16 protein-coding genes are annotated in these 23,397 nt (G+C 69.7%); 9 read left to right on the top strand and 7 right to left on the bottom strand.

The window, feature by feature from the left end; all coding sequences use genetic code 11:
• Positions 1-42: 42 nt before the first annotated feature.
• The 5 genes from ISP17_RS08405 to ISP17_RS08385 form a co-directional block, all read right to left on the bottom strand.
• Positions 43-2,301: a xanthine dehydrogenase family protein molybdopterin-binding subunit gene (locus ISP17_RS08405; protein ID WP_404632023.1), complete on the bottom strand. Its 2,259-nt coding sequence runs from the start codon at positions 2,299-2,301 to the stop codon at positions 43-45.
• Positions 2,298-2,834 carry a (2Fe-2S)-binding protein gene (locus ISP17_RS08400; RefSeq protein WP_404632021.1) on the bottom strand — a complete coding sequence of 179 codons (537 nt, stop codon included), beginning with the start codon at positions 2,832-2,834 and terminating at the stop codon, positions 2,298-2,300. Before ISP17_RS08400 ends, ISP17_RS08405 begins: the two co-directional genes overlap by 4 nt.
• Positions 2,835-2,884: 50 nt before the next feature.
• A complete protein-coding gene (locus ISP17_RS08395) occupies positions 2,885-4,219 on the bottom strand; it encodes an APC family permease (RefSeq protein WP_404632019.1) in 1,335 nt (444 codons plus the stop codon).
• A gap of 152 nt (positions 4,220-4,371) precedes the next feature.
• Positions 4,372-6,300, bottom strand: coding sequence for a S53 family peptidase (locus ISP17_RS08390; RefSeq protein WP_404632017.1), 1,929 nt, complete (start codon positions 6,298-6,300; stop codon positions 4,372-4,374).
• A 214-nt stretch (positions 6,301-6,514) separates the two neighbouring features.
• Entirely contained in the window at positions 6,515-7,387 is an 873-nt protein-coding gene (locus ISP17_RS08385) for a PhzF family phenazine biosynthesis protein (protein WP_404632015.1), read from the bottom strand.
• A 182-nt stretch (positions 7,388-7,569) separates the two neighbouring features.
• Here ISP17_RS08385 and ISP17_RS08380 point away from each other — a divergent pair, with 182 nt between their 5' ends.
• From ISP17_RS08380 to ISP17_RS08355, 6 genes are all read left to right on the top strand, one after another.
• Positions 7,570-8,172 (top strand): outer membrane protein, encoded by a 603-nt coding sequence (locus tag ISP17_RS08380; RefSeq protein WP_404632013.1) that lies wholly within the window; start codon positions 7,570-7,572, stop codon positions 8,170-8,172.
• 118 nt (positions 8,173-8,290) lie between these two features.
• Entirely contained in the window at positions 8,291-9,808 is a 1,518-nt protein-coding gene (locus ISP17_RS08375; protein WP_404632011.1) for a fumarate hydratase, read from the top strand.
• Positions 9,809-10,659: 851 nt separating this feature from the next.
• Complete coding sequence (locus ISP17_RS08370; protein ID WP_404632009.1) at positions 10,660-13,287, top strand: bifunctional aspartate kinase/diaminopimelate decarboxylase; 2,628 nt, start codon at positions 10,660-10,662, stop codon at positions 13,285-13,287.
• A 103-nt stretch (positions 13,288-13,390) separates the two neighbouring features.
• Positions 13,391-14,734, top strand: a complete 1,344-nt coding sequence (murL, locus tag ISP17_RS08365; protein WP_404632007.1) for a UDP-N-acetyl-alpha-D-muramoyl-L-alanyl-L-glutamate epimerase — start codon at positions 13,391-13,393, stop codon at positions 14,732-14,734.
• Between the two features lie 108 nt (positions 14,735-14,842).
• Positions 14,843-16,198, top strand: a complete 1,356-nt coding sequence (murD, locus tag ISP17_RS08360; protein WP_404632005.1) for a UDP-N-acetylmuramoyl-L-alanine--D-glutamate ligase — start codon at positions 14,843-14,845, stop codon at positions 16,196-16,198.
• Entirely contained in the window at positions 16,179-16,835 is a 657-nt protein-coding gene (locus tag ISP17_RS08355) for a class I SAM-dependent methyltransferase (protein WP_404632003.1), read from the top strand. Before murD ends, ISP17_RS08355 begins: the two co-directional genes overlap by 20 nt.
• 131 nt (positions 16,836-16,966) lie before the next feature.
• Here the strand turns inward: ISP17_RS08355 and ISP17_RS08350 are convergent, their stop codons facing one another.
• Together ISP17_RS08350 and ISP17_RS08345 are read right to left on the bottom strand one after the other, a co-directional pair.
• On the bottom strand, positions 16,967-19,078 hold the full coding sequence (locus ISP17_RS08350) for a M13 family metallopeptidase (RefSeq protein WP_404632001.1): 2,112 nt from the start codon (positions 19,076-19,078) through the stop codon (positions 16,967-16,969).
• Positions 19,079-19,172: 94 nt separating this feature from the next.
• On the bottom strand, positions 19,173-20,765 hold the full coding sequence (locus ISP17_RS08345; protein WP_404631999.1) for a DHA2 family efflux MFS transporter permease subunit: 1,593 nt from the start codon (positions 20,763-20,765) through the stop codon (positions 19,173-19,175).
• Between the two features lie 69 nt (positions 20,766-20,834).
• On the opposite strand from ISP17_RS08345, the gene ISP17_RS08340 reads away from it, so the two are divergent.
• From ISP17_RS08340 to ISP17_RS08330, 3 genes are all read left to right on the top strand, one after another.
• Positions 20,835-21,428 carry a TetR/AcrR family transcriptional regulator gene (locus tag ISP17_RS08340; protein WP_404631997.1) on the top strand — a complete coding sequence of 198 codons (594 nt, stop codon included), beginning with the start codon at positions 20,835-20,837 and terminating at the stop codon, positions 21,426-21,428.
• The gene (locus ISP17_RS08335; RefSeq protein WP_404631995.1) at positions 21,425-22,561 is read left to right on the top strand and encodes an HlyD family secretion protein; all 1,137 of its coding nucleotides are present in this window, start codon (positions 21,425-21,427) and stop codon (positions 22,559-22,561) included. The genes ISP17_RS08340 and ISP17_RS08335 overlap by 4 nt, the downstream gene beginning before the upstream one ends.
• Before the next feature lie 87 nt (positions 22,562-22,648).
• Entirely contained in the window at positions 22,649-23,347 is a 699-nt protein-coding gene (locus ISP17_RS08330; protein WP_404631993.1) for an SDR family oxidoreductase, read from the top strand.
• Positions 23,348-23,397: the final 50 nt, after the last annotated feature.

Genomic DNA, 23,397 nt, shown 5'->3' with positions numbered 1-23,397 from the left:
CCGAGTCTGCCCCGGACCTGGTCCGGGGCAGGACGGCGTGAATCACAGCAGGCGCAGCAGTTCCTTCATCAGTGGCAGCCGGCGCACGCGCACCGCCGTGGCGCGGAACACCGCGTTGGCCAGCGCCGGCGCAGCGGTGGGCATGGCGAGGAAGCTGGCGCCGGTGGGCGGGCGGTCGTCGTCGGCCACCACGATCACCTCGACCGTGTTCGGCAGCTGCGCCATCGTGGCCAGCGGGTAGGCCTTCCAGTCGTGCTGCTGCACCTGGCCGTCCTTCACCGTGATGGCGAGGTTGAGCGCCTGCGAGAGCGCGTCCAGCGTGGCGCCGGCGAGCTGGCCTTCCAGGCCCTTGGGGTTGATCACGCGGCCGACGTCGGCGACGCAGACGACGCGCTCGATGGTCAGCTGCTCACCTTTCATGGAGGCCTCGACCGCGTGGGCCACGTAGGCACCGCCGAGATGCCAGCTGGCGATGCCCAGGCCGTTGACGGTGTGCAGCCAGTCGCCCCAGCCGATGCGTTCGGCGGCGAGCTTGAGCACGTTGGCGAGGCGACCGGTGTCGAGCGCGCCGCCGTTGGGCAGCGGCAGCTGGCGCGCTTCGCCAAGCAGGCGCAGGCGGGTGTCCAGCGGGTTCTCGCGCATCACGTGCGCGATCTCGTCGATGAAGCTCTCCACCGCAAACGCGTTGGCGACGTCGGGCATGCCGCGCATCGGGCCTCGCGGCGTGGCGGACTGCAGGGCATACCAGTCGCTGCGGAAGTTGGGCACCAGCCCGCCCGGCAGCTGGCCGGCGCTGGCCTCGGACATCCACAGGCGATCGTCCGGCACGCCGCGGCCGACCAGCGCGGGCGCGCTGGCGATGCGCTGGTTCCAGGCAGTCACCTTGCGCTTGCGATCGATCACCGCCTGCATCGTGTGCACGCTGCCGGAGCGGTAGAAGTCGTGGGTGAGGTCGTCCTCGCGCGTCCACAGCAGACGCACGGGTTTGTCGAGCATCTTCGCCAGCATCACCGCTTCGGCGACGAAGTCGTGGTCGAGCCGGCGACCGTAGCCGCCGCCCACGCGCGGCACGCGGATGTCGATCTGCGCGGCGGTGAGGCCGGTGAGGCGCTGCACCACGGTCCAGGCGTCCTGCGGCGCCTGGGTGGGGATGACGAGTTCGGCGCGGTCCTTCTCCAGCCGCACCGTGCAGTTCATCGGCTCGGCGGTGGCGTGCGCCAGCCACGGCTGCACGTAGGTGGCCTCGATGCGGCGGGCGGCCTTCTTGCCGGCGGCGATGACGTCGCCGTCGTCGCGTACGCGCGTGGTCGGCGCGGCGTCGGCGGCCGCCAGCAGTGCGAGCGCCTGCTGTTCGAGCGCGGCGGTGGATTCGCTGCCGGCGGCGCCCGGTTTCCACTTCACATCCAGCGCGGCGCGGCCCTGCAGGGCCGCCCAGGTGGTTTCCGCCACCACTGCCACGGCAGCGGAGCGCGGCGTGGCGCCGACCGACTGGCCCGCTTCCGGCGCCAGTTGCAGCACCTTCAGCACGCCCTTCACGGCGAGCGCCTTGCTGGTGTCGATGCGGTCCAGGCTGCCGTCGGGCCACGGGCAGTGCAGCAGCACCGCAACCACCGCATCGCCGGGCGCGTGGTCGATGGCGAAGCGCGCGGCGCCGGTGACCAGCGCCAGCGCGTCGGCGTCGCCCGCGGGTTGGCCGATCAGCGTGTAGCGGTCGGGCGTCTTCAGTGCGACGGGGGCCTTGGGCGGATCGATCCGCGCGGCGGCCTGGGCGAGGCTGCCGTAGTCCAGGCGGCGGCCGTCGCGGCTGATCACGCGGCCGGCCTCGCAGCGCAGCTGGTCGGCCGGCACGCCGAGCTGGCGCGCGGCGGCCTGGGCGAGCAGCCAGCGGGCCAGGGCGCCAGCCTGGCGCAGGTCGTTCCACGCCGCCGGCACCGAGCTGCCGGTGCCGCCGAGCTGGTGGCCGTAGACGAAGCGGGGCTTGCCGTTGGCGTCCTCGGTGGCCGGCCCCAGCCCGATCACCTTCACGCTGGACCAGTCGGCATCGAGTTCGTCGGCAATGATGCGCGCCAGCGCGGTGGCCGCGCCGGTGCCGGTTTCCGGGTCGCGCGCGCCGATCAGCACGCTGCCGTCGGCGTTGATGCGCACGTAGGCGCCAAGTCCGTAAAGCGTGTCGCCCAGCCAGCCGGCGGGCACCGGTGCGTCGGCGGCGTCGACCAGCGGAATGCCCACCACCAGCGCGCCGGTGGCGCCGGCCAGCACCTGCAAGAAGCGGCGGCGCGAGAGCTCGATGCGGCCGCTCATGCCTGCGCTCCCTTGGCGGTACCGGCGCGCTGGAGTGCCTTGCGCACGCGGCTCTGGCAGCCGCAGCGGCACAGGTTGGGCAGGGTGTCGATGTCGGCATCGCTTGGATGCGGGTGGCGGCGCAGCAGGTCGACGCCGGCGATCAGCCAGCCGGCGGTGCAGTAGCCGCAGCCGATCGCGTCCTCGTCGATAAAGGCCTGCTGCAGTGGATGCAGGGCGCCGTCGGCGCCGGCCAGGCCCTCTACCGTGGTCACCTGGCGGCCGGCCAGCTTGCCCATCGGCACGGTGATGGCGGACGTCGCCTTGCCGTCGATAAGCACCAGGTCGGCGCCGCCCAGGCCTTTCGCATCGGCGTACTTGGTGCCGGTGAGCTGCAGCACGTCGCGCAGGTACCACAGCAGAGGCATGTCGGGATCGCCGGTGTGGCGGTAGCCCTCGCCGTTGATCTGCAGCGCGATGCCGGCGCGGATTTTCTCCGGGACGATGGTGTTTTCCGGAACGTCCAGATGATCCTGGCCCTGCAACTGCGCCATCTAAAGCACTCCCGTCAGCGAACGCGGCATTTTCGCATCACGCGATGCGATTAGGGGCGCGCGGCACTGAACAAGCGGCGCCACACGAAGTACACCGGCACGCCGGCCAGCATGATCAGCACGCCGATGCCCGCGTTCATCGGGTTGCTGCGCATGGTCTCGATCACCACCCAGCCGATCACGCCGATGAACACCAGCGGCAGCAGCGGATAGCCCGGCACGCGAAAGCTGGCCGTGCCGCCGTCGTGGCGGCGATACCAGAACAGCGTCGCCACGCCGATCGCGCAGGCCAGCCAGTCGGCGAAGGTGGCGTAGTCCAGCAGCTGGCCGTAGCTGCCCGACAGCACCAGCACGATCGACCACCCCGCCAGCAGCACCAGCGCCAGATTCGGCGTGCGATGCACCGGGTGCAGCCGCGCCACCGAGCGGAAAAACAGGCCGTCCTCGCCCATCACCTGCAGCACGCGCGCACCGGCCACCACGGTGATGTTGCAGAAGCCCAGCGTGGAGATGGCGATACCCAGCGCGATCACCTTGGCGCCCACGGTGCCGAACACGCGCTGCATCACTTCCGCCGCCGGCGCGGTGCTGGCGGCGAGGCCGTCATGGCCGAGCGCTGCGAGGTAGGCCACGTTGACCAGCGCGTAGGCCAGGATCACCCCGAGCATGCCCAGGAACAGCGCGCGCGGCAGCGTGCGCTGCGGCTGGTCCACTTCGCCGGCGAGGTTGTTGAGGTAGGTGAAGCCGGAATAGGCGAACAGCACCGGCAGCGCCGCGCCCATGAAGCCGACGCCGCGGCGCGTCTCGTCCGCGCCGAGCACCGCGTGCGCGCCGGCGCCGATGCCGGCCAGGTACAGCCCGCAGGCCACCAGCGCCGCCACCGCCAGCAGCTTGAGCAGGGCGAAGGCGTTCTGGATGGTGGCGCCCAGGCGGATGCCGAACAGGTTGATGCCCGCCACGAAAGCCAGCGCGGCGGCGGCCAGCGGGGTGGCCGCGCGTGGCGGCAGGTCGAACAGCGCCGAGGCGTAGCTGGCGAAGATGGTGGCCACCGCCGCGGTGGAGCCGGAGTAGATCACTAGCAGCATGGTCCAGCCGAACAGGAACCCGGCCAGCGGCCCGAACGCCTCGCGCAGGTAGACGTAGATGCCGCCCGCGCTGGGCCGGCGCGCGCCGAGCTCCGCGTAGCAGAGCGCGCCGATCAGGGTGAGCACGCCAGCGCCCACCCACATCGCCAGCAGCGCCAGCCCCGATTCGGTTCGCTGCGCCGCGATGCCCGGATTGAGGAAGATGCCGCCACCGATGATGCCGCCAATCACGATCAGCGCCGCATCCAGGGGGCGCAGGGCGCGGACGTAGCGGGCGGTGCTGCTGACGGAATCGCTCATGCTCGGGCTCGAGTTTTTGGACGGGCGAGCATGGCGTGCCGGAGCCTGGCGCGGCAAGCCCCGCGCCGGACAGGAAAAAGCCGGCCGCGACGGGTGCGCGGCCGGCCGGTGGGGCCCGGGCGTGCGCGGGCACGCCGGTCATGCGCGGAAGATCAGAAGCGGTAACGGCTGCGCAGGAATAGGTCGAGGTTCTCCACGTCCAGCGTGCCGATGCCGGCGCCCGGGGTGAAGTGCGGCGCGCCCCGGTAGAACCAGTTGTCGCCGGCGTTGACGCTGTTGAACGGCGAATAGCGGCCGTAGCCGAACACGTTCTGCAGGAAGTACACCTGCGGATTCCACAGCCCGATGCGGTGCCCCGCGCTCTGCCGCAGCAGGGCGGTGATGCCGCTGAGCTGCGGCGCCACGAAGCTGGTGCCGCCCCAGCCCGAGGTCACCCCGCCGTCCGTGGTGGACACCAACAGGTAACCGGTTTCCGGATCGGCATTGAGCGAGATGTCCGGCAGGTTGCGGCCGTGGAAATGGTTGGGCAGCTTCAGCAGCGTGGTCGGGCCCGCGCTGGGATCGTTGTAGTCCAGCGTCTGCTTGTTCTCCGTGGCCCGCACGCCGCGCGTCAGGAACTGGTACGCCGGCCGGCGCCAATAACTGCTCACGCCGCCACCGCCGCCCACCGAAAACAGGTCGACCGTGCCCGGCCCGAAATAAGTGTCGAAGTAGCGCTGCAGGTAGCTCCAGCCCCACACGCTTTCCTGCGTGATCGAGGCCACCGGGTTGCCGCCGAAGGCGAAGCGGACCGGTGTGGTGGTGCCCCCTGCCGCCGTGATGTAGGGATCGGAGGCCGGCGAATCCACCGTCAGCGGCGCGGTGAATTCACCCACGCCCGTGCCGCGGCCGAGGCCGCGCACGGTGTCGTAGGCGCCCGAATCGCCGCTCGCCGCAAACACCGACTGCCCCTGTGCCGCGGCCTCCATGAAGATCTGGTGGAACGCGCGCAGGCTGCCCACGTCGGTGGTGTCGTTGACCTTTGCGCCGTTCACGTTGAGTGCGGCGAAGCTGAAGACCTCCGGCATGCCCCAGCTGGTGGAGATGCTGTCGGCACAGTTGTCCGACACCGCCTGCCCAAATGCGTCGAGGAACCCCGACGCGCCGTTCGGGGCGTCGTACACCAGCACGCGGGCAAAGGGCGCCAGGCCGCCGGCCTGCTCCACGTCCAGTGCCGTCTCGCCGCTGCCGTCGTTGATCCCGGCCCCGCCGTCGACATGGATCCGCTGGATGCGGTACGGCTTGGTGACCAGGCCAATGCCGCTCCAGTAGGTTTCCGCATCGGCCGGGTCGAAATCCGCCAGCGTGACGATGGCCACGGTGGAGCCGGCGCCGCGGATGCCGCGCTGGTAGAGCGGGTTGATGTTGTAGAAATTGGCCACGTCGCCCACGGTGTACTCGCCCGGCTGGCCGCTGGCGGTGGGATTGCCGGCCGCGCTGGCGCTGCGCAGGGCACCCGTTACGTTCAGGCCGCCGAGCCGCGACCGGGTTTGCGCCAGCCGCGGCGTGTTGAGGCGGTGGGACAGGTAGGTCGATTCGTTGTCGAGGCCGAGCGTGGCGATCACCGAGTCGGCCAGTTCGGTCGGCATCACCAGCGCGGCGGACGGGCGATGGAACACCTTGCCGGTGGCCAGCGAGCGATAGTTGTGGATCGGTGCGCGGAACGCGCGGCTGAACTGGCTGAGGCTGCCGCTCACCCGCACAGTGATGCGATTGGCGAGCACCTCGCTGCGCAGGCCCCGCGCGGCCAGGTAACGCTGCACGCGCGTGATCTGGGCATCGGTGGCGCCGTAGCGGCGGGCAAATTCCGCCGTGCTGAGAAACTTCTGGAAGTTCGCGCTGCCGGGCGTGACGGTCTGCTGGATGAATCGCTCCAGCCCCGCTTCGTCGTGCAGCTTGAGCATCAGGGTGACGTTGACGGGCCGGCTGGATCGGGCGACGCCCATGTCCAGTCGCTGTGGCGCGTCGGCGGCATGTGCAGTGCCGGCGAGCAGGAGCGTGAGTGCGGTAGCCAGAGTGGTGTGGCGGAAGGTGGTGAGCATGTGCGGATCTCCCTTGAGCGAGCTGAGGCTGGAGGACTCTCCGCGGGCGATGCGAAGCCGCGCCCGTTGTTCTCCAGCCCCGCTGTCGAGCGCGTCATCGGATGGATGACCCCGTGTATCCCTGCACGCCGCCGCCTTCCCCCTGTCGAGGGCTGCGTCGTCCGCCGAGCTTGCTCCCCTGGTAGCGCGAGGGAATGTGAAATCCGGGCGGCGGTTACAGCGTGAGCTCGCCGCGGATGGTCAGCGCACACGAACCGCCGATGGTGATGGCCCCGCTGGCCTCGTCGCGGGCCACGTCGACCAGGCCGTCGCGACCGACCTCGCGGCCCTGGCTGGCGCGGTAGCGCGGGCCGTAGCGGGTGTCGCCGCGCGCGGCGAGGAACGCCATGATCGCGGCATTCGCGCTGCCGGTGACCGGATCCTCCGGGATGCCGTCGGCCGGGCAGAACGCGCGCACCGCCATCGCGGCGGTGCCGTCGGTCTCCGAACCGAACACGCTCACGCCGACGGCGGCGTTGTGCTCGCACAGCGCCGCGATGGTGGCGAGATCGGGTGCCAGCGCGCGCACGGCGGCGGCGCTGCGCAGATCGCACACCAGCCAGTGCGGCCCGTTGTCCACCAGCGCCGTGCCCGCTTCGTCCAGCGGTGCGGGCAGCGCGGCGGCGAGCCCCTGGCGCAGCGCGGCGTCCAGCGCCGTGATGCGTGCCGGCGGCGCCTGCACGTGGATCACCCGAGATGCGCCGTCGCCTTCCACCCGCACCATCAGCAGGCCGGCGGCGCATTCCTGCACCAGCGCGCGCTTGCCCGCATCGACCAGGCCGGCCTCGATCGCCGCGTAGGCGCTGCCCACGCTGGGATGGCCGGCGAACGGCAGCTCCTGGCGCGGGGTGAAGATGCGCACGCGGTAGTCGGCCCCGGGCGTGGTCGGCGGCAGCAGGAAGGTGGTCTCGGACAGGTTGGTCCAGCGGGCGAACGCCTGCATGGTGGCGTCGTCGATCCCTTCGGCGTCGATCACCACGGCCAGCGGGTTGCCGAGCATGGGGCGGTCGGCGAAGACATCCAGTTGCATGAATCGGCGCAGGGGCATGGCAATGTCCGGAAGGCAGGATTCGGCACCTTGCCAGCGCGATGTCGTGCCGGCAATCGCTGCGAAGTCGTCGATATCGGAACCGACCGGCAGACACGATGCCGCCGAACTTGCTACCGTGCGCGCCGCCCGCAAGTCATGCGGCTAGCGGGCGGCCATTCAACATCACAGGGAATCCAAGCATGAGCAGGAAGCTTGCGGCGGCGTGCATCGCCGCCATGGCATGGGCGTCGGCGGCACATGCCCAGGACGCGCGGTTTTTCGTCAGCGGCGCACTCGGCGCCACCGATGGCCGGCTGGACGGGCCGTATGCGGGCGATCATCGCGACGGCAGCGACGTGGCCGGGGCCGTGCGCGCGGGCGCGATCTGGCAGGGGCCGATCGCCTGGGGCATCGAAACCGGCTACGTCGATCTGGGCAAGGTGTCCGAGCAGTACATCGTCAACCTCGCCAACGTGAGGAACGAGGCGCACACCCGCGGCACCCTGCTGGGCGGCAACGCCACCTATCGCTTCGACGCACCCTGGTATCTCTGTACCCGCGGCGGCTGGCTGCACAGCTGGACCGACCTGCACGCCAGCGCAAGCGGCTCGTACGCCACCGCCGCCAGCACGACGGCCAGCGGCAACGGCTGGTACCTGGGCGTGGGCGGCGGCTACGACATCAGCGAGCGTGCCAGCGTGGGCCTGCACTACGACTTCTATCATCTGAAGGCGTCGAGCAACGGCGCCGACGTCAGCGGCCACGTCGGCACGCTGATGGTGCAGCTCGAATATCGTTACTGACCGGGCATCCAAACCGCGCGGCCTCGCGCTGCGCGGTTTGGCCGGGTCCGGCCACTGGGGCAAAATAGTCGGCTGGCGCCGCCGAGATCCCCCCGGCGGGCCCCGCCCCGAGCCGCTCATGACCACCATCAAGCAATCCGACCTGATCCAGTCCGTTGCCGACGCGCTGCAGTACATCAGCTACTACCACCCGGTCGACTACATCACCAATCTGGCCGCCGCCTACGAGCGCGAGGAGTCGCCCGCGGCCAAGGATGCGATGGCGCAGATTCTGATCAACTCGCGCATGGCTGCCGAGGGCCATCGCCCGCTGTGCCAGGACACCGGCATCGTCACGGTGTTTCTCAAGGTGGGCATGGACGTGCGTTGGGAGGGCTTCACCGGCTCGCTGGAAGATGCCGTCAACGAGGGCGTGCGCCGCGCCTACAACGATCCGGACAACAAGCTGCGCGCCAGCGTGCTGGCCGACCCGGCCGGCAAGCGCAGCAACACGAAGGACAACACGCCGGCGGTGATCAACGTCTCGATCGTGCCGGGCGGCAAGCTCGACGTGATCGTCGCGGCCAAGGGCGGTGGCTCGGAGGCGAAGAGCAAATTCGCCATGCTCAACCCGTCCGACTCGATCGTCGACTGGGTGCTCAAGACTGTGCCGACCATGGGCGCCGGCTGGTGCCCGCCGGGCATGCTCGGCATCGGCATCGGTGGCACCGCGGAGAAGGCGATGCTGCTGGCGAAGGAGTCGCTGATGGAGCACATCGACATCCAGGAGCTGATCGCGCGTGGGCCGGCCAACCGCATCGAGGAGCTGCGCATCGAGCTGTACGAGAAGGTCAATGCGCTGGGTATCGGCGCGCAGGGCCTGGGCGGCCTGACCACCGTGCTCGACGTGAAGATCAAGGATTACCCGACCCACGCGGCCAACCTGCCGGTGGCGCTGATCCCCAACTGCGCCGCCACCCGCCACGCGCACTTCACCCTCGACGGCTCCGGCCCGGTTGCGCTCGATCCGCCTTCGCTGGAGCACTGGCCCAAGCTCACCTACAACCCGACCAACGCGCGCCGGGTGAACCTGGACACCATCACCCAGGATGAAGTCGCCAGCTTCAAGCCGGGCGAAGTGCTGCTGCTCAACGGCAAGCTGCTGACCGGCCGCGACGCCGCGCACAAGCGCATGGTCGACATGCTCAACAAGGGCGAGCCGCTGCCGGTCGATTTCAACGGCCGCTTCATTTACTACGTCGGCCCGGTCGACCCGGTGCGCGACGAGGTGGTCGGCCCGGCCGGCCCCACCACGGCCACGCGGATGGACAAGTTCACCGAGCAGGTGCTGGCGCAGACGGGATTGCTCGGCATGGTCGGCAAGGCCGAGCGTGGGCCGGCGGCGATCGAGGCGATCAAGAAGCACCGCTCGGTGTATCTGATGGCGGTCGGTGGCGCGGCCTACCTGGTGTCCAAGGCGATCAAGGCGTCGAAGGTGGTGGGCTTTGCCGACCTCGGCATGGAGGCGATCTACGAGTTCGAGGTGAAGGACATGCCGGTGACGGTGGCGGTGGACTCGGCCGGCACATCGGTGCACAAGACGGGGCCGCGGGAGTGGCAGGCGCGGATCGGGAAGATTCCGGTCATTGTCGAGTAAGAATGGTGCGCGCAGCGCACGCCGTTCCCTTCATCGTCGTCATTCCCGCGAGAGCGGGAAGCCACTTCGATCGTGGCTCTCTTGTTCCAGGCCGGATCAACAGCTAGAGCGTTTCGTCCGCCTGCGGCGACCGAGTCACTTTCTCTTGGGTCGCCAAGAGAAAGTAACCAAAGAGAAGGCGACCCTCCTCGGCGCTTGCTGGGCTTAGCCCGGCAAGTCCGTGAGCCGCGACCGGGCTTTTCGACAGTGCATCCATGCACTGACGAAAAGGCATCGGCATCCATGCCGATGCCCCTGCGGGCCTTTCGTCCGCAGCTCACCGCCTCACAAGGGAGGTGGAGATCAAAAGCAACGGCAAAAGCGGTGGCGATCGCGTAAGCGATCGCCACGCTTCGGCGCGCTTCGCGCGTGGCTTTTGACCTTTCCTCCCCTCTGCAGCGGCGGGTGGGCGGAGGAAAAGCCCGAAGGGTGGCCGGCATGGATGCCGGCCAGTTTGGCGTCAGTCCATGGATGGGCTGTCGACAAACCCCGGAGCCCGCCCGCGAACGTCGCCGGTCGCAGACCGGCGGGGCGCGGAAGCGGGGTGGCCTCTCTTTTGGTTACTTTTCTCTGGCCACACACAGAAAAGTGACTCGGTCGCTGAAGGCGAACGAAACGCCGTTGCTCTGCCGCCTTCGGGCGATGTCCGCAAATCGCCACCGATTCGCCCATTTGTCTCTACGGGCAATCCAGAGAAATTCACAGAGTCGGTGTATTTGGCAGTCTAAACGTCCAAAATCGAAGCCCGGTTGCAATCGGATTGCCGCAGCGCAACACTGGCGAACCTTCCACGCCACTTGGCCAAACCACCCGTGACCCCGCCCGCCCCCGCGCCGCTTCCCGCGGACGCCCCCTGGATCGTGATGAAGTTCGGCGGCACCTCCGTCGCCACGCTTCCCCGCTGGCAGAACATCCGTGAGCTGGTCGCCAGCCGCCGCGCCGAAGGCGCGCGCGTGCTGGTCGTCGTCTCCGCGCTGACCGGTATCACGGACGCACTGAAACAGCTGTGCGGCGAGGGCGACCGGGCGAAACGGGTGGCGGCGGCCGACGCGATCGCGCAGCGCCACTATGACCTGCTGGCGCACATGCAGCTGGAGACGCCGCCGACGCTGGCCGAACGGCTGCGCACGCTGGCCGAACTGGCCGACAAGGGTCCGGCCGAGCTGGGCGAGCTGGCCTGGTCGGCGCAGGTGCAGGCGCACGGCGAGCTGATGTCCAGCGCACTGGGCGCGGCCTTCCTCAGCCACAGCGGCGTGCCGACCGAGTGGGTCGACGCACGCGAATGCCTGAGCGCGATCGCGTTGCCCAACCAGAACGAGCGCACCCGGCTGCTCTCGGCGATGGTCGATGCCCGTCCGGACCCGGCGCTCAATGCACGCCTGGCCGGGCGCGGCGAGGTGTTCATCACCCAGGGCTTCATCGCCCGCGAGGCCGACGTCGAGGGCAGCCGCCGGCGCACGGTATTGCTCGGCCGCGGCGGATCGGATACCTCGGCCTCGTACTTCGGCGCCCTGCTGAAGGCGGCGCGGGTGGAGATCTGGACCGACGTGGCCGGCATGTTCACCGCCAACCCGCGCCAGGTGCCGGGTGCGCGCCTGCTGCAGAAGCTGGACTACGAGGAGGCGCAGGAAATCGCCTCCACCGGCGCCAAGGTGCTGCATCCGCGCTGCCTGTCGCCGCTGCGCGAGCCGCGCGTGCCGCTGCTGATCAAGGACACCAACCGGCCGGAGCTGGAAGGCACGGTGATCGGCCCGGAAGTGCGCGAGCATGCGCCCAGCGTGAAGGCGATCAGCGCGCGCAAGGGCATCACCCTGGTGTCGATGGAGTCGGTCGGCATGTGGCAGCAGGTCGGCTTCCTCGCCGACGTGTTCGCGCAGTTCAAGCAGCATGGCCTGTCGGTGGACCTGATCGGCTCGGCCGAGACCAACGTCACCGTATCGCTGGATCCGACCGAGAACCTGCTCGACTCCGATGCGGTCGCCGCGCTGGCCTCGGATCTGGCCAAGGTGTGCCGGGTCAAGGTGATCGCGCCGTGCGCGGCGATCACCCTGGTCGGCCGCGGCATGCGCTCGATGCTGCACACGCTGTCCGGCGTGCTGGCCGAGTTCGGCCAGTTGCGCGTGCACCTGATCTCGCAGTCGTCGAACAATCTCAACCTGACCTTCGTGGTCGACGAGAGCGTGGTCGACGAACTGCTGCCGCACCTGCACGAGCTGCTGATCGCTGCCGGCGCGCTGCGCACCGACGACAGCGCGTTGTTCGGCCCGAGCTGGCAGGCGCTGTACGGCAGCGGCGAGGCGCCGGTGGCGGCCTCCGCCTGGTGGCGCGAGGCCGAGCGCGAGCGCCTGCTGGCGATCGCTGCCGAGGCCACGCCGCGCTACGTCTACCACCTGCCCACCGTCCGGGCGCAGGCGCGCGAGCTGAAGACGCTGGCCGCCGTGGATCGCCTGCACTACGCGGTGAAGGCCAACACGCACCCGGCCATCCTGAAGGCCATCGCCGAAGAGGGCTTCGGTTTCGAGTGCGTCTCGCCGGGCGAGCTGAAGGCGGTGATCGCGGCGGTGCCGGAAAGCGCGCCGCTGCTGTTCACGCCGAACTTCGCCCCGCGCGAGGACTACGCCTGGGCACTGACCACGCGGGCCACCGTGTCGCTCGACTCGCTGTACCCGCTGGAACACTGGGGCGACACCTTCCGCGGCCGCGAGATCGTGCTGCGGCTGGACCTGGGCCGCGGCCTGGGCCACCACGAGAAGGTGCGCACCGGCGGCAGCGGCAGCAAGTTTGGCCTGCCGGTGGAGCAGCTCGATGCCTTCCTGCGCCTGGCCGACCGCCACGGCGTCACGGTGCGCGGCCTGCACGCGCACCTGGGCTCGGGCATCCTCGACGCCGGCCACTGGGGCGAGGTCTACGCCCAGCTGGCCAGCCTGGCCGAGCGCATCGGCAGCGTGGCCTTCCTCGACATCGGCGGTGGCCTCGGCGTGCCCTCGCACCCGGGCGAGGCGCGGCTGGACATCGCCGCGCTGGACAAGGTGCTGCGCGAGGTGAAGGCGGCCTATCCGCACTACCAGCTGTGGATGGAGCCGGGCCGCTACCTGGTGGCCGACGCCGGCGTGCTGCTGGCGAAAGTCACCCAGCAGAAGGGCAAGGGCGCGCTGCGCTACCTCGGCGTGGACACCGGCATGAACAGCCTGATCCGCCCGGCGCTGTACGACGCCTGGCACGAGATCGTCAACCTCACCCGCCTGGACGAACCGGCCACCGCGCTGGTCCAGGTGGTCGGGCCGATCTGCGAAAGCGGCGACGTGCTCGGCACCGACCGCCGGATGCCCGAGGCGAGCGAGGGCGACGTGGTGCTGATCGCCCAGGCCGGGGCCTACGGCAAGGTGATGTCCTCGCCCTACAACCTGCGTGAGGACGCGGAGGAAGTGATCCTCGACTGACGGCGTTCTGCCTCCGCCTTGCCCCTGAAGCGACGGGCAGGGCGGAGGCGGCGCCGTTAGAATCTGCGCTTGCGCCGAGCCGCGGCCGGCGAGGGAGATTTACGTGAGCCATCCGATCCAACCGCGCCTGACCCAGGTGTTCCGGTTCCTGCATGCCCGCTACGCCGACGGCGTGGCCGAGCTGAGCTACGCCTTCGACGACGGCGAGCCGCTGGTCGAGCGCATCCGCTTTCCCGCGGCCCCGGTGCTGCCAGCGGCCCGGCAGCCGGCTTTCGACGCGGCGCTGAAGCTGCTGCACCTGGTCGCCGGCGTGAGCTACTACAAGGCCGGCGTGCCGCCGCAGATCGAGGTGACAGAAGGCCCGCTGGACGACGCCACCGCCGACCTGCTCGACGCGTTGTACCTGCACGGCCTGGCCGAGTTCGCCTACCGCAACGGGCTGGACCTGCGCGGCCGCATCCATTTCCCGCGCGGCGGCCAGGCATTGCCTGCGGCGCCTGCGCTGGGCCTGCCCAAGCGGACCTTGGTGCCGATCGGTGGCGGCAAGGACTCGCTGGTCGCGGTCGAGGCGATCAAATCCGTCGGCGGCGACGCCACCGCGACCTGGGTCGGCAACTCGCCGCTGATCGCCGCCTGCGCCGAGCGCACCGGCCTGCCCACGCTGAACATCCAGCGCGAGCTGGCGCCGGGTCTGTTCGAACTGAACCGGCTGGGCGCATGGAATGGCCATATCCCGGTGACCGCGGTGAACTCGGCGATCCTGGCGGTGGCGGCGATCCTCTACGGCCACGACTCCATCGCCTTCGCCAACGAGCGTTCGGCCTCCGCGGCCACGCTGGAGTACGACGGTCAGCAGGTGAACCACCAGTGGAGCAAGGGCTACGCCTTCGAGGCGCTGCTGTCCGACTGGCTGCACTCGCACGTGGCGGCGGACCTCGATTACTGCTCGCTGCTGCGCCCGTATTCGGAGCTGGCGATCACCCGCGCGTTCGCCAAGCTCACGCCGTATTTCGACAGCTTCTCCAGCTGCAACCGCAACTTCCGCATCCTCGGTCCCAAGCCGGTCGACCGCTGGTGCGGGCAGTGCCCGAAGTGCCATTTCGTGTTCCTGGCGCTGGCGCCGTTCCTGCCCAAGCCGCGGCTGCTGACCATCTTCGGCCGCAACCTGCTGGACGACGAATCGCAGGCCGCCGGCTTCGACGCGCTGCTGGAATACCAGGACCACAAGCCGTTCGAGTGCGTGGGCGAGGGTGCCGAGGCGCGGGCGGCGATGTACGCGCTGAGCCAGCGGCCGGAGTGGGCCGAGGATGCACTCGTCGCACGTTTTCGCAGCGAGATCCTGCCGCAGCTCGACGCCTCGCAGCTGGCATTGGAGCCGTGGCTCCAGCCGTCCGGCGAGCATCGCGTACCGGCCCGGTTGCAAGCCGCGCTGGCGGCGATCGGTTGATGTGCCGCGATGCCTCTGCGCGATCACGCTCGCGAGCGATATCCCCGGTTTTGATCGTGGTCAGCAGCAACCGTCTTGCCCGCGAGCGCGCTCCGGCCGGGAGTGATCGTGCATATCGATGAGCTTGCCGGTCATCGCGTCGCCGTCTGGGGTTTCGGCCGCGAAGGGCGTGCCGCGATCGCCGCGATCCGTGCGCGGTTGCCGCAACTTACTTTGACGCTGTATTGCAGCGAGAGCGAAGTGGAGGCCGCACGCGCATTCGACCCGGCGCTTACTGTGTACGGCCACGAGCCGGATGCGGTGGCGCTGTCGGCGTATGACGTGGTGGTGAAGTCGCCCGGCATTTCCATCTACAAGCCCGCCATCACCACCGCGCAAGCGCAGGGCACGGTGTTCACCTCGGGCACGGCGCTGTGGTTCGGCGAGAACCCGGCCGCGCGGGTGGTCGCGGTGACCGGCACCAAGGGCAAGAGCACCACCACCGCGCTGATGGCGCACCTGGCCCGTTCGCTCGGCGCACGCACCGCGCTGGCCGGCAACATCGGCCTGCCGCTGCTCGAACTGCAGGGCCAGTCGGCCGAGCTGTGGGCGGTGGAATTGTCCAGCTTCCAGACCGGCGAAGCCGGCCCGCTGGAACTGGCCGTGGTCACCAGCCTGTACGAGGAGCACCTGGACTGGCACGGCTCGCGCGAGCGCTACGTGGCCGACAAGCTCCGGCTCGGTGACGTGGCGCGCACGCTGCTGGTGAACGGACAGCAGGCCAACCTGATGGCGCTCACGGCCGGCCATCCGCAGCGGCGGTTGTTCGGCGATGCGGCGGGCTGGCACGTCGCGGGCGGCTTCATCCGCCGCGCGGATCGCGAGGTGTTTCCGGTCGCGCAGCTTGGCGTGCCCGGGCTGCACAACGCGCTCAACGCCAGCGCCGCGCTGGCTGCGCTCGAACTGCTCGGCTACGACGCGCTCGCAGCGGCGCCCGCGCTGGCCAGCTTCCGTCCGCTGCCGCACCGCCTGCAGCCGCTGGGGCGGCACGACGGGCTGGACTGGATCAACGACTCCATCGCCACCACGCCGCCGGCGGTGGTCGCGGCGTTGGAGAGCCTGCCCGGTCGCGACGTCAGCGTGCTGGTGGGCGGCTACGACCGCGGCGTGGACTGGGCGCCCTTCGTCGACTACGTGCAGGCGCATCCGCCGCGGGTGATCGTGTGCATGGGCGCGAACGGGCCGCGTATCGAGGCGGCGCTGCGCGCGGGCGCGGTGGCTTGCCCGGTGCTGCGCGTGGCCGACCTCTCCACCGCGGTGGACGAGGCGCGTGTGAGCACGCCAGCGGGCGGCGTGGTGCTGATGTCGCCCGGCGCGCCCAGCTTCGACCAGTTCAAGGATTACGCCGAACGCGGCCGCCGCTTCGCCACACTGGCCGGCTTCACCGCCGACGCCACCGGCATCGATGGCCTCGGCATCCGCTGACGCGCCGATCGCCTGCCCGCTGTGCGGCTCGGCGAGCGGCGATCCGTGGCGCGAGACCTCCGGCGTCTACCGGCACTGTTCGCAGTGCGACCTGGTCAGCCGCGACCCGTCGACCTGGCTCGATGCCGAGGCCGAGCGCGCGTACTACGGCACGCACGACAACCGCATCGACGATCCGGGCTACCAGCGCTTTCTCGCCCAGCTGGCCGAGCCGTTGATGGCGCGTCTGTCGCCGGGAGCGCGCGGCCTGGACCACGGCTGCGGCGCCGCGCCGGCCCTGGCCGCGATGCTCACCGACGCCGGCTTTCCCACCGTCGGCTACGACCCGTTCTTCGCGCCGAATGCCGCCTTGCTCGACGTGCGCTACGACTTCGTCACCTGTACCGAAGTGCTCGAGCACCTGCACGATCCACGGCGCGAGCTCGCCCGTATCGACGCCATGCTCCAACCCGGCGGCTGGCTCGGCCTGATGACCGAGCTGCGCCCGCCGATGGCCGACTTCCCCCACTGGCACTACCACCGCGATCCGACCCGCGTGGGTTTCCATTCGGAGGCCTCGCTGCACTGGATCGCCACGCGCTTCGGATGGCGGGTGGAGAGCGTGGGTCGGCGCGTGACCCTGCTGCGCAAGCCGTAGCGAGAAGCCGCCGGTTTCCGCGCGAGACGAAGTGCAGGCCGCCACTCGGCCGGTGACTTCCGCGTCGACGCGCGCGCATGAAAAAGGGCGCGACGTTTCCGCCGCGCCCCTCATTCAACGCGAGATCTGCCTTACCAGATCTTCACGCGCTGGGCCGGATCGAGGTACATCGTCTGGCCCGGCTTCACGTCGAACGCCTGGTACCAGTCGTCCAGGTTGCGCACGGTCTCGGCGCGGAACTGCGCCGGGGCGTGCACGTCGGTGTTCACGCGCTGGCGTGCGGCGGCGTCGCGGAGCTTCGAGCGCCAGGTCTGGCCGTAGGCGATGAAGAAGCGCTGGTCGCCGGTGAGGCCGTCGATCACCGGTGCCGGCTTGCCGCCCAGCGAGGCGTGGTAGGCGGCAAGCGCAGCGGTAAGGCCGGAGACGTCGGCGATGTTCTCGCCCAGCGTCTGCTGGCCGTTCACGTGCAGGCCCGGCAGCACTTCATAGGCGTCGTACTGCTTGGCCAGTTGCTGGCTGGCCGCCTCGAAGTGCTTGAGGTCGTCGGCGGTCCACCAGTTCTGCATCTTGCCCTGCGCGTCGAAGTCGGCGCCGGTGTTGTCGAAGCTGTGGCTGATCTCGTGGCCGATCACCGCGCCGATCGAGCCGTAGTTGGCGGCCGGGTCGGCCTTCGGGTCGAAGAACGGCGCCTCGAGGATCGCCGCCGGGAAGTTCAGCGCGTTCTGCAGTGGCAGGTTCACCGCGTTGACCGTCTGCGGCGTCATCCACCACTCGCCGCGATCCACCGGCTGGCCGATCTTGGCCTTCTGGTGGGCGTACTCGGCCGCTTCGGCGCGCAGATGGTTGCCCAGCGCATCGTCCGGCTTGATCTCCAGCGAGGCGGTGTCGCGCCAGGTGTCGGGGTAGCCCACGCTGACCCGCAGCGTCTTGATCTTCTCCTTGGCCTTGGCCTTGGTCGCGGGGGTCATCCACGCCAGCGTGTCGATGCCCTGGTCGAAGGCGTGCACGATGTTGCCGACCATCGTCTCCACCTCGGCCTTGGACGAGGCGGGGAAGTAGTGCTTGACGTAGATCTGGCCCACGGCATCGCCCAGGTCGGTGCTGGTGGCATCGATCGCGTCCTTGCTGCGCGCGCGTTGCTGCGGCACGCCCTGCAGGGTGCGTGCGTGGAAGTCGAACGCGAGGTCGGCGTAGCCTTTGGGCAGCAAGGTGGCGTAGCGGTCCAGCGTGTGGAAGCGCAGCAGGGTCTTCCATGCGGCCAGCGGCTCGCTGCCGACCAGCTTGGCGAGCCGGGTGGTGGCCTCGGGCTGCCATACGTCCACAGTCTTGAGGCCGGTAAGGTCAGCGGCCTGGAAGTAGGCGTTCCAGTCCAGCCCCGGCGCCTTCCTGGCGAAGTCCGCCATCGACCACAGGTTGTTCGCCTTGTGCACGTCCTGGCTGTCGACCAGGCTGGTCTGCGCCTGGGCGATCTTGGTCTCCAGCGCCAGCACGGTATCGGCCTCGGCTTCGGCGTTCTTGTCGCCGGCCTGCTTGAGCAGGGCGGCCACGTAGGTGCGGTACTTGGCGCGGGTTTCCTTCATCGCCGCGTCGTCGGACAGGTAGTAGTCGCGGCTGGGCATGCTCACGCCGCCCTGCAGCAGGTAGGCGATGTTCTGCGACGGGTCGGTGAGACCCTGCGTCACGAACAGGCCGAACAGGTGATCGGTGTGGAAGTTGGTGGCGTTGATCGGATCGACGTCGGCGCGCAGTTCGCTGCCCAGCACCTTGGCCAGGTCATTGCGCGAGGCGATGCCCTCGATCGCGCTCAGCTGCGGCTGCAGCGGCGTGAGCCCGGCTTTCTCGATCGCGTCGGTGTTCATGTAGGCGGCGTAGTAGTCGGCGATCTTGCGCTCCGGCGACGTCGCCGCCGGGTTGCCCTGGCCGGCCTGCTCGATCAGCTCGGCGGTGCGCTTCTGCGCCTTCTCGTACAGCGCCAGGAAGGCGCCGGTGCTGGAGCGGTCGTCGGGAATCGGGGTGTTCTTCAGCCAGGTGCCGTTGGTGTACCGGAAGAAGCCGTCGCCGGCGGGCTTGGAGGTGTCCATGCCGGCCTGGTCCACGCCGGACGGGGTTGCTGCCGCGGTCGCCTTCGGCGCTGCGGCCGTGCTGGCGGGGGCCGGTGTCTTCTCGGTGGGAGCTTCGGAATGGCCGCAGGCGGCGAGGGAGGTGCACACGGCGGCGGCGAGAATCCAGCGGGCTGAGGTCATGGGTGGCTCCGGAGCGGAAAAGTCCCCCACGATACCCCGCTGCCTGCACGCTCGCAGCATGACGAATGGCCCGCGCACCGTGGCGGGGCTGCGCTCAGTGCGCGTCCGGCGCGGGCGCTGCGCTGGTTGCGGCGGGCCGGCAGAACGGCACGATCACCAGCGCGGCCAGGAACATCCAGGCCATCAGCCGGAACGCGTCGTTGAAGCCCAGCGTCAACGCGTCGCGCGCCACCACGCGGGCCAGTTCGCCCTGGGCCATCAGCGCGGCATGGGGGGTGTCGCTGGTGACCGTGGCGATGCGTGCAGCCAGCGCAGCGACCATGCCGGGCGCATGGCCGCCCGCCTCGCCCATCGCTTCGCCCAGGCGCAGCACGTGTTCACGGGTGTTGTCCTGCAGCCAGGTGTTGACCACCGCGATGCCGATCGCGCCACCGAGGTTGCGCATCAGGTTGAACAGCCCCGAGGCATAGCGCAGCTCGTTCGCGGCGAAGCCGCCCAGCGCCAGGTTCACGCTCGGCACGATGCACAGCATGATCGCGAAGCCACGCAGCATCTGCGGCGCGAGCAGGGCGGCAAAGCCCCACTGTGGCGTCATCGCCGAGGCCAGCCACAGGCTCGCGGCGAACAGCGGCAGGCCGGCGGCGATCATCCAGCGCGGGTCGATCTTCTGCGACAGCCGTGCAGCCACCACGGTGCTGGCGATCTGCGCGATGCCAGTGACGAACACGGTGGTGCCGATCTGCAGGCTGTCGTAGTCGCGCACGCGGCCGAGGAACACCGGGATCAGGTAGGTGGCCGAGTACAGCCCGAAGCCGATCACCAGGCTGAACAGGCAGGCGAAGGCGAAGGTCAGTTTGCGGAACGGCGACAGCTTCACCACCGGCATGTCCGAACGCAGCGAGCGCTCCATGAACAGCCCGAAGCCGACCAGCGACAACCAGGCCGCGGCGGCGATCGTCGGATCGCCCAGCCAGTCGTGCCGCGGGCCTTCCTCCAGCACGTATTCCAGTCCACCGAGGAACGCGGCCATCGCGCCCAGATGCACGTAGTCGATGCGCTTGAGCATCGCCAGGTTCGGCCGGTCCACCTTCACGAACAGTACCGACAGCGCGGTCACCGCGATGCCCGGCGCAATGTTGACGTAGAAGATCGCGCGCCAGCCCACCGCATCGGTAAGCCAGCCGCCGACGGTGGGGCCGAGCGTCGGTGCGAGTACCGAGACCATGCCGAGGATCGCCGGAATCATCGCGCGCTGCTTGCCGGTGAACAGGGTGAAGCCGGTGGCGAACACGGTCGGCACCATCGCGCCGCCGACGAATCCCTGGATTACCCGGAACGCGGTCATCGAGTGGATGCTCCAGGCCATGCCGCACAACGCGCTGGCCACGGTGAACAGGCCGGCGGACAGCGCGAACAGCCAGCGCGTGGACAGCGCCTGCGCGAGGAAGGCGGAGAACGGGATCATCACCAGCTCGGCCATCAGGTAGCCGGTCTGCACCCAGCTGATCTCGTCCGGTCCGGCCGAGAGCCCGGCCTGGATGTCGTTGAGCGAGGCGGCGACGATCTGGATGTCGATCAGCGCCATGAACTGGCCGAAGGCCAGGATGCCGAAGATCAGGTACTTGCGCGACAGCGGCAGGTCTGCCGGTGCGACGGGGGTAGCGGAGAAAGTCAGGAGAGCGTTCATGCGGAGCCTCTTGCCAAGGCGTGATCTTTTGATATGATAAGCATCATATAAAGCGAGCGGGAAGTCCACATGCGCTACGACACCGAACACAAACAACGGACCCGCACCAAAGTGCTGGAGGCGGCAGCCCAGGCGATTCGCAACGACGGCCCGGAGCGCATCGGCGTGGCCGCGGTGATGGCCGAGGCCGGGCTCACCCACGGCGGTTTCTACGCCCACTTCAAGTCGAAGGACGAACTGGTCGCCGCGGCGATCGGGCAGATGTTCGAGGAATCGCGCGCCCGGCTCGCGCGGGAGACCGACGGCCGCGGGGCGAGGGAAGGCCTGGCGGCCTACGTCGATTTCTATCTGTCGGCCAAGCATCGCGATGCGCGCGGTCGCGGCTGCCCGATCGCTGCGCTGGCTTCGGATGCACCGCGGCTGTCCGACAACGTGCGCGCCGCGTTCGCCGAGGGCGTGGCGCGGCTCACCACGGTGCTGGCCGAGAAGCTCGAGCAGTCCGGTACGGACGAGCCGCAGATGGCTGCACGCTCGATGGTGGCCGAATTGGTCGGCGCGTTGTCGCTGGCGCGGGTCGAGACTGATCCGGCCACGTCGAACGCGATCCTGCGCGACTCGCGCACGCAACTGAAGCGCCGTTTCGGCCTGGAGAACGTGTCATGAGCGCCGACGGCACCAGCGGAGTTCCGGCATCGACATCGACGCGCGCGCCACTGTCGCGGCGGCGCTGGCTGGTCGCGCTGGTGGCGGCTGCGGCAGCCGCAGCCGGAATGGCGGTGATCGCCATGCCGAACCGCAGCGAGTCCACCGACAACGCCTATCTGCAGGCCGACAGCTCGGTGGTCGCGCCGAAGGTGCGCGGACTGGTGGCGGAGGTCCTGGTGGAACACAACCAGCGCGTGCACAAGGGCGATCCGCTGGTGCGGATCGATCCGGAAGAATTCGACGCCAAGGTGGCGTCGGCGAACGCCGCGCTGCGCGATGCCGAGGCCGGGGTCGCCGCGGCACGCGCCGCCCTCGTCTCGCTGGATGCGGAAGAGCGGCTGGCCGACGCCAACGTGCGCGCCGCGCAGACCGGCATCCGCTCCGCCGAAGCGCAGCGCGCGCTGGCCGAGGCGGACCGGCGCCGCTACGACGCGCTGGTTGCCTCCGGCGCGGTAGCGAAGCAGGACGTGGAGCGCTTCCGCGCCGCCGCGGTGACCGCCCAGGCGAACGCCGCGCGCAGCACCGCGGATTTCGCGGTGAGCCGCGACCAGGCCGCCGTGACGCGCGCCCGCCGCGCCCGCCTGCAGGCCGATCTGGCGCGTGCCGAAGCCGCCGTCGCCAACGCCCGCGCTGCGCTGGATCTGGCCCGACAGGATCAGACCAACACGTTGATCCGCGCACCGATCGATGGCGTCGTCGGCGATCGCCAGGTCGAACCCGGCGACTACGTGCAGCCGGGCTCGCGCCTGCTCACCGTGGTGCCGGTGGACGCGCTCTACGTGATCGCCAATTTCAAGGAGACGCAGACCGCGCGCATGCTTGCCGGTCAGCCGGCAGAGATCGAGGTCGATGCACTTCCGGGCCGGACCCTGCACGGGCGCGTCGACAGCTTCGCCCCGGGAAGCGGTTCGCAGTTCTCGCTGCTGCCGTTCGAACCGGGCACCGGCAACTTCACCAAGATCGTGCAGCGCGTGCCGGTGCGCATCCGTTTCGATGCGCACCAGGCGGCGCTGGCGCGATTGCGGCCTGGACTGTCCAGCACGGTCTCCGTGCGGTTGCAGCCGGCCGACACGCGTCAGGCGTCGCGCTGACGGACGCTTCTTCTTTCTTTGCTGCTGGCGAAGCGATGGCGCTTCGCCCGCTTCCCCTTTTCGCCATCGTTTGCTGGAGACACTTCCATGAAGATCCAAGGCAGTACGGCGCTGGTCACCGGCGCCAATCGCGGACTCGGCCTGGCCTACGCCAAGGCGCTGCTGGCCGCCGGTGCACGCAAGGTCTATGCGGCCGCGCGCGATCCCTCCACCGTCACGCTGCCCGGCGTGGTGCCGCTGCAGCTGGACGTGACCAATCCGGCCGAGGTGGCCGCGGCCGCGGCGCAGTGCGGCGACGTGGACCTGGTGATCAACAACGCCGGCGTCACCACCGGTGGCGCGCCGCTGCTGGGTGACGAGGATGCGCTGCGCCAGACGATGGAGATCAACCTGTACGGCATCCTCGCGGTGAGCCGTGCGTTCGCCCCGGTGCTGAAGAAGAACGGCGGCGGCGCGCTGGTCAACATGCTTTCCGCGCTGAGCTGGATCAGCCTGCCGACCACCGGCGCCTACTCGGTCACCAAGGCCGCCGCCTGGGCGCTGAGCAACGGTCTGCGCAACGAGCTGCGCGGGCAGGGCACCCAGGTGGTCAGCGTGCACGCCGGCTACATCGATACCGACATGGTGCGGCACGTCGATGCGCCCAAGACCAGTCCCGAGGCCGTTGCCGCCGCGGTGATCGCCGGCATCGAGGCGGGAGACGAGGAAGTGCTGGCGGACGACACCTCGCGCCAGGTGAAGCAGGGTTTCGCCGCGTCGGTCTACCTCAAGGCACCCGGCGGCTGAGCAGGTGGGCAAAGCCAGCCGCACAAGCACGCCGGCTGGCTCGCTCCTGC

Origin of the sequence: Dyella ginsengisoli (assembly GCF_044904665.1) — a bacterium.
In the GTDB taxonomy this organism is placed as follows: Bacteria; Pseudomonadota; Gammaproteobacteria; order Xanthomonadales; family Rhodanobacteraceae; genus Dyella_A; species Dyella_A ginsengisoli.
The sequence above is the reverse complement of the archived record's forward strand: the minus strand, read 5'-3'. Positions and strand labels throughout refer to the sequence as shown.